The 10970-nt window shown below is 73.5% G+C and carries 8 protein-coding genes; 3 read left to right on the top strand and 5 right to left on the bottom strand.

The features are described 5' to 3' along the window. Positions 1-664: ANTAR domain-containing protein (locus CCN56_RS22465; RefSeq protein ID WP_256962092.1), on the bottom strand; the 664-nt coding region annotated here is incomplete at its 3' end. Next, positions 661-4686 carry a HAMP domain-containing protein gene (locus CCN56_RS22460; protein WP_086829422.1) on the bottom strand — a complete coding sequence of 1342 codons (4026 nt, stop codon included), beginning with the start codon at positions 4684-4686 and terminating at the stop codon, positions 661-663. The genes CCN56_RS22465 and CCN56_RS22460, both read right to left, overlap by 4 nt. A gap of 281 nt (positions 4687-4967) precedes the next feature. Between CCN56_RS22460 and CCN56_RS22455 the strand changes: the two genes are divergently transcribed. Further along, complete coding sequence (locus tag CCN56_RS22455; RefSeq protein WP_041132388.1) at positions 4968-5195, top strand: DUF5133 domain-containing protein; 228 nt, start codon at positions 4968-4970, stop codon at positions 5193-5195. A gap of 85 nt (positions 5196-5280) precedes the next feature. Here the strand turns inward: CCN56_RS22455 and CCN56_RS22450 are convergent, their stop codons facing one another. Both CCN56_RS22450 and CCN56_RS22445 read right to left on the bottom strand, forming a co-directional pair. After that, on the bottom strand, positions 5281-5442 hold the full coding sequence (locus CCN56_RS22450; protein WP_086829420.1) for a DUF5670 family protein: 162 nt from the start codon (positions 5440-5442) through the stop codon (positions 5281-5283). A 101-nt stretch (positions 5443-5543) separates the two neighbouring features. Then, positions 5544-5894, bottom strand: coding sequence for a hypothetical protein (locus CCN56_RS22445; protein WP_143664599.1), 351 nt, complete (start codon positions 5892-5894; stop codon positions 5544-5546). Between the two features lie 123 nt (positions 5895-6017). On the opposite strand from CCN56_RS22445, the gene CCN56_RS22440 reads away from it, so the two are divergent. Next, positions 6018-7610 (top strand): FMN-binding glutamate synthase family protein, encoded by a 1593-nt coding sequence (locus CCN56_RS22440; protein WP_086829416.1) that lies wholly within the window; start codon positions 6018-6020, stop codon positions 7608-7610. A gap of 32 nt (positions 7611-7642) precedes the next feature. After that, positions 7643-9373 carry a thiamine pyrophosphate-dependent enzyme gene (locus CCN56_RS22435; protein ID WP_086829414.1) on the top strand — a complete coding sequence of 577 codons (1731 nt, stop codon included), beginning with the start codon at positions 7643-7645 and terminating at the stop codon, positions 9371-9373. Between the two features lie 88 nt (positions 9374-9461). Here CCN56_RS22435 and CCN56_RS22430 read toward each other — a convergent pair whose 3' ends face one another. After that, positions 9462-10025, bottom strand: a complete 564-nt coding sequence (locus CCN56_RS22430; protein WP_256962091.1) for a DUF6328 family protein — start codon at positions 10023-10025, stop codon at positions 9462-9464. Between the last annotated feature and the right edge of the window lie 945 nt (positions 10026-10970).

The following is a 10970-nucleotide window of genomic DNA, read 5'->3' as shown; positions in this document are numbered from 1 at the left end:
TGCCCGAGGCCGCCAGGGAGGCGTGGCGGACGGTTCGGCGTCCGATGAGCGCCTGGCGGGCCGCGGTGGTCACGCCCGGCGGCACGTAGTGCCAGCGGGCCGCCTCGTCGAGGCCGAAGCCGGCGTGCCCGCGCAGGCTCAGCGAGGTGTCCGGACCGGTGGTCCAGATCGCGACGGCGACGGCGCCCAGCGGTTCGAGGGCGTGCCGGAGCAGGGACTCGGCGACGGCCTGGGTGTCGCCGGCGCTGAGCGCCGCGCTCTCCGCCGTACGCAGCCGCACGGCGACCGAGGCGGCGGCGGTGGCCGGGGGCTCGCCGACGGCCGTTCTCACGAACTCCTCCGTCGCCTCGGCCATCCGGTCACGGGCCGCCTGGTTGATGATGTCCGCGGCCAGCTCCAGCCGGGACAGTCCGGCCCGGTCGGCGAGCTCCGCGAGCTGGCGGGCCGCCTGGGCCGGGCCGCAGCCCAGGCGCTCGACGATGACCCCCTTGGCGAGTTCGATCAGGGCGCGGCCCTCGGCCGCCGCGTGCGCGGCGCGCACCTCGCCGCGCAGCCGTTCCACCGTGGCGGCCAGCCGGCCGTCGACGGCCGCGGTGTCCGAGACGGCCGGGACGTCGTCGCCGGGGTGCGGGACGCCGCTGTCGGAGGGCGGGGGAGTGGTCACGATGCCGTCCCTCCGTCGAGCCAGCGGCTGACGCAGGCGATGAGTTCGTCGGCGTCGACGGGCTTGGTGACGTAGTCGCTGGCCCCCGACGCGAGGCTCTTCTCCCGGTCGCCCGGCATGGCCTTCGCGGTGACGGCGATCACGGGCAGGTCCGCGTACTGGGGCAGCTCCCTGATCCGCGCGGTCGCGGTGTAGCCGTCCATCTCCGGCATCATCACGTCCATCAGGACGAGGGAGACGGCCGGGTTCGCCAGCAGCGTCTCGATGCCCTTCCGCCCGTTCTCGGCGTGCAGCACCGTGATGCCGTGCAGCTCCAGGATGCCGCTGAGGGCGTACAGGTTGCGGGCGTCGTCGTCGACGGCGAGCACGGTCCTGCCGCTCAGGGTGCTGTCGACGGCCCGGGGCGCGGGCGCCCAGTGGTCGCCGCGCACCAGGGGCACGACGTCGCCGGGCTGCTCCGCGGACAGGTGCAGGGCGATCCGCTCGCGCAGCTCGTCGAGGCTGGAGAGGAGTTCCAGCGGTCGGCGGCGGGCGAGGTCCTGGAGGGCGCCCTCCTCGTCGGCGGGGAGTCGGCGGTTGTTGTGGGCGAGGACGGGGACGGTGCGCAGCGCCTCGTCCCCGTCCACGGCGTCCAGGAAGCGCAGGGCGTCGCCGTCCGCCATGTCGACGTCGAGCACGACGCAGTGGAACGGCTGGGCGGCGAGCGCGGCGGCGGCCTCCTGGGGGCCGACGACCGCGACCAGTTCGATGTCCGACCGTCCCGTCTGCCCGCCGTCGGCCGAGAGCTGGCCGACCGCGTTCTCGGCGACGACGGCGAGGAGCCCGCGCGGGCGCTCCTCGATCACGAGGAGGCGCCGGGGCGGCCGGGCGGCCGCGCCGCCGGGCAGCGCGAGCGCGCCGTCCCGGGCGGGGGGTACGGCGAGCCCTGCCGGGGAGTCCGCCGGCAAGGCGGCGGGGGCGGGCTGCTCGGTGAAGTCGGTGCGGGCGACGGGGAGGTAGAGGGTGAAGGTGCTGCCCTCGCCCGGCACGCTGGTGACGGTGAGGGCGCCGCCCAGGAGATGGGCGATCTCGCGGCTGATGGAGAGGCCCAGGCCGGTGCCGCCGTACTTGCGGTTGGTCGTCCCGTCGGCCTGCTGGAAGGCGCCGAAGATGGCCTCCAGGTTCTCGGGGGCGATGCCGATGCCGGTGTCGGCGACGCGGAAGGCGACGACGGGGCCGCCACGGTGCACGGACCCGGGCAGCTCGTCGTCCGACGCCGGTTCGATGCGCAGCTCGACGCTGCCGTGCTCGGTGAACTTGACCGCGTTCGACAGCAGGTTGCGCAGTACCTGTCGGAGCCGCGTGTCATCGGTGACGAGGTCGACGGGGACGCCGGCGGCCGTGGAGACCGTGAAGGCGAGGCTCTTCTGCGAGGTGAGGGGGCGGAACGTGGCCTCGACGTAGTCGAGGAGCCTGCGCAGCGGCACGCGCTCCGGGTTGAGGTCCATCTTCCCGGCCTCCACCTTGGAGAGGTCGAGGATGTCGTTGATCAGCTGGAGCAGGTCGGATCCGGCCGAGTGGATGATGCCGGCGTACTCGACCTGCTTGGCCGTGAGGTTGCGGGTCGGGTTCTGGGCCAGCAACTGGGCCAGGATCAGCAGGCTGTTGAGCGGGGTGCGCAGTTCGTGGCTCATGTTGGCCAGGAACTCCGACTTGTACGTGGAGGCCAGGTCGAGCTGCTGGGCGCGGTCCTCCAGCTCCTGCCGGGCCTGCTCGATCTGGAGGTTCTTGGCCTCGATGTCGCGGTTCTGCGTGGCGAGCAGAGCCGCCTTCTCCTCCAGCTCGGCGTTGGAGCGCTGGAGCTCCTCCTGCCGCACCTGGAGTTCCTCGGTGCGCGAGCGGAGTTCGCCGGCCAGCCGCTGGGACTCGTCCAGGAGTTCGTCGGTGCGGACGTTGGCGACGATGGTGCTCAGGTTGACGCCGACGGTCTCCATGAGCTGTTCCAGGAAGTCCCGGTGCACGGAGGTGAAGGGGCTGAAGGACATCAGCTCGATGACGCCGAGCACCTGCTCCTCGACGACGACCGGCAGCACCACGAGGCTGCCCCGGGACGTGCTGCCGAGACCCGAGGAGATCGTGACGTAGTCCTCGGGGACGTTCTCGGCGGTGACGGTGCGGCGGCTGCGGGCGGCCTGCCCGACGAGCGACTCGCCCAGCCGGAAGCGCACCCGGTCCGGGTCGCCCGCGGGGCGTCCGTAGGAGCCGACGAGGCCCAGCTCGACGCCGCCGGCACCCTCCTCGGCGAGGTAGAACGCGCCGTACTGGGCGCCCACGAGCGGGGTCAGCTCGTCCATGACGAGTTCGGCGACGACGGCCAGGTCGCGGTGGCCCTGCATCAGCGCGGACATCCGGGCCAGACTGGACTTGAGCCAGTCCTGCTCCTGGTTGGCCCGCGTCGTCTCGCGCAGCGAGCCCACCATGGCGTTGATGTTGTCCTTGAGCTCGGCCACCTCGCCCGACGCCTCGACGGTGATCGAGCGGGTGAGGTCGCCCTCGGCGACGGCGCTCGCGACCTCGGCGATGGCGCGAACCTGGCGGGTGAGGTTGCCCGCCAGCTCGTTGACGTTCTCGGTCAGCCGCTTCCAGGTGCCGGAGACCCCCTCGACCTCGGCCTGGCCGCCGAGCCTGCCCTCGCTGCCGACCTCACGGGCCACGCGGGTGACCTCGGCCGCGAACGAGGACAGCTGGTCGACCATCGTGTTGATGGTCGTCTTCAGCTCCAGGATCTCGCCCCGGGCGTCCACGTCGATCTTCTTCGACAGGTCGCCGTTGGCGACGGCGGTCGTGACCTGGGCGATGTTCCGGACCTGTCCGGTCAGGTTGTTCGCCATGGAGTTGACGTTGTCGGTGAGGTCCTTCCAGGTCCCGGCCACGTTCGGCACCCTGGCCTGGCCGCCGAGCCGGCCCTCGGTGCCGACCTCGCGGGCGACCCGGGTCACCTCGTCGGCGAAGGCGGAAAGGGTGTCCACCATGGTGTTGATGGTGTCGGCGAGGGCGGCGACCTCGCCCTTGGCCTCCACGGTGATCCGGCGGGAGAGGTCGCCGCGGGCCACGGCGGTGGCGACCTGGGCGATCGAACGCACCTGCCCGGTGAGGTTGGAGGCCATCACGTTGACGTTGTCGGTGAGGTCCTTCCAGGTGCCCGAGGCGCCCCGGACGGTGGCCTGGCCGCCGAGGTTGCCCTCGGTGCCGACCTCGCGGGCGACCCGGGTCACCTCGTCGGCGAAGGCCGAGAGCTGGTCCACCATCGTGTTGATGGTCGTCTTCAGCTCCAGGATCTCGCCCCGGGCGTCCACGTCGACCTTCTTCGACAGGTCGCCGCCCGCGACGGCGGTGGCGACGTGGGCGATCGCCCGGACCTGGGCGGTGAGGTTCCCCGCCATCGAGTTGACGGAGTCGGTCAGATCGCGCCAGGTGCCGGAGACGCCCTTCACGTCGGCCTGTCCTCCGAGGATGCCCTCGGTGCCCACGTCCCGGGCCATGCGCGTGACCTCGTCGGCGAAGGCCGAGAGCTGGTCCACCATCGTGTTGATGGTGTTCTTCAGCTCCAGGATCTCGCCGCGCGCGTCCACGTCGATCTTCTGGGAGAGGTCTCCCTTGGCGACGGCCGTCGCCACGTGGGCGATGTCGCGGACCTGGGTGGTGAGGTTGCCGGCCATCGCGTTGACCGAGTCCGTCAGATCGGCCCAGGTGCCGGAGACGCCGGGCACGGCGGCCTGCCCGCCGAGCGTCCCCTCCGTGCCGACCTCCCGCGCCACCCGCGTCACCTCGGAGGTGAACAGGGAGAGCTGGTCGACCATCCCGTTGAACACCCGGGAGATCTCGCCCATCAGCCCGTCGGCCTCGTCCGGCAGACGGGTGCCGAAGTCGCCGTCCCGCACCGCCGTGAGCCCGGCCAGCAGCTGGCGGAGTTCAGGCTCGACCACCGCGGCCGACCCGGACCGCTCCCGTCCGGAGGAACCCCTGGTCGTCGTCTCAGACATGCCCCATCCTCGTTCCCCACCATGTGCGCACACGGACCGTCCGGCCCACGCCGCGCGGCCGGCCGACCGTTCCCCCGGGTCGGCTCCGGCTGCCGCGATCGTTGCCGTACGGCAATCATGACGACATTACCCCTCCGTGATCGACAACAGGAGGGCGGTGCCGGTCATCCGGCCGAAACCCGCCCTCCCCGGCCCCGGGACGGGGGTGTGCGACGCCGCTACCGGGGTACACGCGGCCCGAACCGGGCGGTCCCCCGCCCCGACGACGAGGGGAGCAGTACGTGCTGATGGCCCACCCCGCGGTCCTGCGCGAGCTCATCGAGCAGTACGAGACGCTCAAGATGCTCAAGGCCGAGAACGGCGGCGAAGAAGTACGGCGGCGCATGGACGACCTCGCCTACACGCTGTGCGTGTCCACCGGCACGCGGGACGTGGACGCGGCGCTGATCGCGGCCCGCCACCGTCTGCCGGGCGCGCGCCCCGAGGACGACTCGGTGCTGAGCGCCTGAGCACGCGGCCGAGCCCGGCACCCTCCTGACGGAGGTGCCGGGCTCGGCCGCGCCGCGGGCGGGAGAGCGCCCGCCCGGGGACCGCCTACCAGCGGTACCAGCGGCTCGTACCGCCCCTCGGCCGGGCCACGAAGCCCAGCAGCCACAGGACGAGCACGATGACGGCGATCCACCAGAGCGCCTTGACGGCGAAGCCGGCGCCGAAGAGCAGCAGGGCGAGGAGCAGGACGAGAAGCAGGGGGACCATGTGGGTCGACCTCCGTGAAGACGGTGACTGACGGAAAGGTGAAAGGCGGCGGACGGCGGACACGCGCGCCGGCCTCTCGCGGGGGCGGAAGCGCCGCCCGCTCAGCTGCGGCGTTCGAAGAACAGGGCCACCGGGCCCAGGTCGCGTCGTGCGACCAGGCGCCCGGTCCGGCGCCCCCACCCGTACGCGAGGGCGAGCGCGACCGCCGTGCAGGCCGCGGCACCGGCCGTCACGGTCCGGTGGGCGCGCGCGGCGTCCCGCAGGCCGCCCCCGGTCCTGCGGGACGTCTCCGCGGACGGCGCGGGAAGGGGGTGCAGGCCCGCGAGAACGGCCGGCTCGTACGCCTCGTCCACGTCGGGGTCATCCACCCGCGTCAGGCCGGGGTGGTCCGGGACGGCGTAGGGGCCGGTCCAGGTGAGGGGGTTCCGTCGGCTGTTCTCCGAAGCACTCATGGGCACCGTCTCGCCGGAGTCCCGCACGCTAAACCTGGCGGATCACGGCCCCGGCCCCGCCCCTTTTTCCCCGCGTGCTCGACCGCGCGCTTGACCGCGCCCGTCCGGGACAGACGACCGTCCATGGTGACGTCACTGCTCGTGGTCTGTTCCGTCCTCGCCGCGCTCGCCACCGGTCTCGCGGCCGTCCTGGTGTCCCCGTGGTGGTGGTGCGCGGCCGGACCCGCCCTGCTGCTCGCCGCGGTCGCGACGTACGACGTCGTCCAGCGGCGCCACTCGATCCTGCGCAACTATCCGCTCCTCGGGCACCTGCGGTTCGCGATGGAGGCGATCCGCCCCGAGGTGCAGCAGTACTTCGTCGAGAGGAACGTCGACGGCGTGCCCTTCGACCGGGACACCCGGTCCATCGTGTACGAGCGGGCGAAGGGGACGGACGCCGAGGACCCCTTCGGCACCGAGCTGGAGCTGGACCGGACCGGCACCGAGTACCTGGTCCCCTCCATGGCGCCGCGCCCGGTGCCGGACGAGGCGCCCCGGGTCCGGATCGGCGGCCCCGACTGCGCGCGGCCCTACGACATGGCCCTGCTCAACGTGTCGGCGATGAGCTTCGGCTCCCTGTCGGCCCCGGCCGTCCGCGCCCTGAACGAGGGCGCCCGGCGCGGCGGCTTCGCCCACGACACCGGCGAGGGCGGGGTGTCGGAGCACCACCTCGCCCCCGGCGGCGACCTCGTCTGGGAAATCGGGACCGGGTACTTCGGCTGCCGTGCCGAGGACGGCGGTTTCGACCCGCGGCTGTTCGCCGAGAAGGCCGCGCTCGACCAGGTCGCCTGCGTCCTGCTGAAGATCAGCCAGGGCGCGAAGCCCGGCATCGGGGGAGTGCTGCCCGGCTCCAAGGTCGGCCGGGAGATCGCCGCCGTCCGCGGCGTCCCCGAGGGCCGTACGGTGATCTCCCCGCCGTACCACCGCGTCTACCGGACCCCCCGGGAGCTGGTGCGCTTCCTCGGCCGGATGCGGGAGCTCTCCGGCGGCAAGCCGGTCGGCTTCAAGCTGTGCGTGGGCGCCCGCCGCGACTTCCTCGCCGTCTGCAAGGCGATGCTGGAGGAGGACCTCACGCCCGACTTCATCGTCGTCGACGGGGCGGAGGGCGGTACGGGCGCCGCCCCGCTGGAGTTCGCGGACACCGTCGGCCTGCCCCTCACCGAGGGCCTGACCACGGTGCACCGGGCCCTCGTCGGCACGGGGCTGCGCGACCGGATCAGGATCGGCGCCTCCGGCAAGGTCGCCACCGGGAGCGACATCGTCAAGCGGCTGATCCAGGGTGCCGACTACACCAACTCCGCCCGGGCCATGATGTTCGCCCTCGGATGCGTACAGGCCCAGCGCTGCCACACCAACACCTGCCCCGTCGGAGTCGCCACCCAGGACCGCAGGCGTGCCCGCGCCCTCGACGTCCAGGACAAGGCGGAGCGGGTCCGGCGCTTCCAGGAGGCGACCGTCCGCAGCGCCCTCGCGCTCATGGCCGCCATGGGCGCCGACAGCCCCGGGGACCTGGAGCCCGGCATGCTGCTGCGCCGCGTCGGACCCGACGCCGTGCGCTCCCACGCCGAGCTGTACGAGCCGCTCGAACCCGGTCTGCTCCTGTCGCCCGCATCGGTTCCGGACACCTGGGCAGGCGACTGGAAGGCGGCCCATCCGGACCGGTTCACCCTCCGGTGAACCGGCCGACAGCCCCAGAGGAAGGAGACCCCATGTCCCGTACCGTCGCACAGGTGATCGTCGACGGGCTCGCAGACCTCGGTGTCGACCGCGTCTTCGGCGTGGTCGGCGACGCGCTCAACCCGATCACCGACGCCATCCGGACCACCGAGGGCATCGACTGGACCGGCTTCCGCCACGAGGAGGCGGCGGCCTTCGCCGCCGGAGCGCGCGCCCAGCTCTCCGGAGAGCCGGCCGTCTGCATGGGCACGGTGGGGCCGGGCTCGGTGCACCTGCTCAACGGACTGTACGACGCGGCCAAGAGCGGGGCGCCTGTCCTGGCGATCTGCGGCCAGGTGCCGCTGTCGGAGATGGGCGGGGACTACTTCCAGGAGGTCGACAACGACCTCCTCTTCCGGGACGTGGCCGTGTACCGGGCCACCGTGACCTCCCCCTCCCAGATGCCCCGGCTGCTGGAGTCCGCGGTCCGGGCGGCCGTGACCGGGCGGGGCGTGGCGGTGCTGACCGTCCCCGGCGACCTCGGTGACCAGGAGGTCGAGGAGGACCGGCCGACGCGGTTCGCGCTGCCGCGCCCGGCCGTCACGCGCCCCGACGACCCGGCGCTCGCCGAGGCGGCCGAGACGATCGGCCGGGGCTCGCGGGTCACCCTCCTGGTCGGCCGCGGCGCCCGGGAGGCCCGCGAGGAGGTGCTGCGCGCCGCCGAACTGCTCTCGGCGCCCATGGTGCTGACCCTGAAGGGCAAGGAGGGCTTCGAGGACGACAACCCGTACGAGGTCGGCCAGACCGGCCTCATCGGCAATCCGGCCGCGGCCCACGCCATGGACTCCTGCGACACCCTGATCATGCTCGGGACGGACTTCCCCTACCGGGACTGGTACCCGGAGGACTGCCGGGTCGTGCAGATCGACACCCGCGAGGAGCACCTCGGACGCCGCGTCCCGGTGGACGTCGGGCTCGCCGGGGACGTGGGCGCGACGCTGCGGGCCCTGCTGCCGCTGCTGGCGCCCGTCACGTCGCGTTCCCACCTCGACGGGGCCCGCGAACGGTACGAGGACTGGCAGGAGGGGCAGGACGGCCTCGCCGACCCCGCCCACGACAGGCGGCTGCTGGGACGCGTACGGGCCATGTTCGACAACCGGGAGGCGGACATCCGTCCCGAGGCCCTCGCGGCGGCCGTCGACCGCCACGCCGCCGACGACGCGATCTTCACCTCGGACACCGGCATGGCCACCGTGTGGCTCTCGCGGCTCGTGCGCATGCGCGGCACCCGCCGGCTGATCGGCTCCTACAACCTCGGCTCCATGGCCAACGCCATGCCCCAGGCCATCGGGGCGCAGCTGTGGGCCCCGGACCGGCAGGTCGTGGCCTTCTGCGGCGACGGCGGCCTCGGCATGCTCCTCGGCGACCTGATGACGATCCGCTCCGAACGGCTGCCGGTGAAGCTCGTCGTCTTCGACAACCGCCGCCTCGGCATGGTCAAGCTGGAGCAGGAGCAGGCGGGGCTTCCCGAGTTCGGGACGGTGCTGGACAACCCCGACTTCGCCGCGGTGGCCGAGGCGCTCGGCCTGACCGGCATCCGCGTCACCGCGCCGGGCGAACTGGACGAGGCCGTGCGCAAGGCGCTCGCCCTGCCCGGCCCGGTCCTCCTCGACGTGCTGACCAACCCGACGGAGGTGGCCGTCCCGGGCAAGCCGACGGTGTCGCAGGGGTGGGGCTTCGCCATCGCCAAGATCAAGGAGAACCTGCCCTCCGGTGCGCGCTGAGCGGTGAAGCGCCGGATTCGCGGGGGCTTGTCCTCGCGGGGGAGGGGGCGGTCCGCCGATCGGCGGACCGCCCCCTCCCCCGTCCCGGTCAGCTGCGGTCGGCGTAACGGACGCGGACCCACAGGGGCAGGGCGAACCAGCAGATCAGGTACCAGGCGAGGACGCCGGAGACCAGCCAGGGCACGTACGGGTCGTGCGTCGCCACGCGCAGGATGAGGAACAGGGCGGACATCAGCGTCGCGAGCAGCAGCAGGAGGCCGGTGAAGGTGAGCCGGGAGGCCCAGACGACGGCCTGGGGCTTGACCCGCCGCCCCGACACGAGCCGGTGGAAGGAGACGGGGCCGATCAGCGCGCCCGTCGCCAGCGATCCGAGGACGGTCGTGACCAGGTAGATCGTCTTGTCGGTCTGCTCCAGGTCGTGGAAGAGGGGGGTGAACACCACGGTGAGGAGGAATCCGAGGAGGATCTGGACGCCGGTCTGTGCCACCCGGATCTCCTGGAGGAGCTCCTGCCAGCGCCGGTCCGCGCGCTCCTCCTCCGTCTCCCCGCGTCCGTCGTGCCCACCGGTGCCGGTGCCCGGCTCTGATGCCTTGTCGCTGTGCCGGTGCGCCCTCGGGTCGTCCTTCAGCGCACCGCGGTCTCGTTCGTCCATGGATCCTCCTCAGCAGCACGGGGCGGGAACGGAACCGCACCGTCTCACGGCGGAAGCCCCCGTCGGGTGCGGGGGCTTCCGTCCGGCGCGGCACGGTGCGGAGTCAGGCCCGCGGCGTACCGGCCGTTCGCGGGGGCGCGTGGCCACCGTCGCCGGTGGCGGGGCCGTCGGTCCGCCCGTCCGGCCCCTCCTGCCCCTCCGGTCCGTCCCGTCGGCGCGGTGCGCCGGGGGTCGCGGCGGGAGCGTACGTACGGCCCTCCCCGCTCCGGCCCGGGGCACTGGGGTCCTCGGACGGGACTGGGGCCTCCGGAGCGCGCGGGCGTGGCCCCGTCCTCGCGGGGAGTCCCCGCACCGGGACGCCGCGTACGGAGATGCCGTGCACGGGGGCACCCGGCAGGGGAACGGCCGGCGCGGGGACGGTCGGTCCCACCGGCGCGGCGCACGGCGCCACGCGGCCGAGGGCTCGGGTCGGGTTCGACATGAGCGCCTCCTGGGTGGGTTCCGCGGGCCGATCGCCCGTCAGCCTGCTTCCGAGGCCTACAAGTTCGGCTTACCGCTCTTCCCGGGGTCAAACCCCGAGGACGCGGAAAGACCGCTTCGGCCCTCGGACGAGCCGGGAACCGCGACCCCGCGGCACGGGCTCGGAGCGACGGCCGGGGGCAGTGGCGCGGGGCCGAGGCTCGGGACGGCAGGCGAGTGGCCCGCACCTTCCACGGGTGCGGGCCACTCACGGGTGCCACCGGCCTACGGCAAGGGGGGAACCGTGGATCGTCCGGCGCGAGCGCGTCCCTCGCTCGACCCCCGCCTGCCCCGCCGATCGGGATCCACACCCCTCGGTTTCGAGCCGGAGCTCGGCCCGCCGGGGGGACGGCCGGGGCATGCGGCCGCCCCGCATCGGGAGGGGGCCCGAGCGGGGCGGCCGCGTTCGCCGGCGCGCGGCCAGGG

The sequence above is a fragment of the Streptomyces sp. NRRL B-24572 genome (genome assembly GCF_002156145.1).
Taxonomy (GTDB): domain Bacteria; phylum Actinomycetota; class Actinomycetes; order Streptomycetales; family Streptomycetaceae; genus Streptomyces; species Streptomyces vietnamensis.
The sequence above is the reverse complement of the archived record's forward strand: the minus strand, read 5'-3'. Positions and strand labels throughout refer to the sequence as shown.

Excerpts from the sequence above, each read along its gene's own strand:
- CCN56_RS22440 (WP_086829416.1), top strand. The coding sequence starts at position 6,018 with ATGGTGACGTCACTGCTCGTGGTCTGTTCCGTCCTCGCCGCGCTCGCC.
- CCN56_RS22445 (WP_143664599.1), bottom strand. The coding sequence starts at position 5,894 with ATGAGTGCTTCGGAGAACAGCCGACGGAACCCCCTCACCTGGACCGGC.
- CCN56_RS22435 (WP_086829414.1), top strand. The coding sequence starts at position 7,643 with ATGTCCCGTACCGTCGCACAGGTGATCGTCGACGGGCTCGCAGACCTC.
- CCN56_RS22460 (WP_086829422.1), bottom strand. The coding sequence starts at position 4,686 with ATGTCTGAGACGACGACCAGGGGTTCCTCCGGACGGGAGCGGTCCGGG.
- CCN56_RS22430 (WP_256962091.1), bottom strand. The coding sequence starts at position 10,025 with ATGGACGAACGAGACCGCGGTGCGCTGAAGGACGACCCGAGGGCGCAC.
- CCN56_RS22450 (WP_086829420.1), bottom strand. The coding sequence starts at position 5,442 with ATGGTCCCCCTGCTTCTCGTCCTGCTCCTCGCCCTGCTGCTCTTCGGC.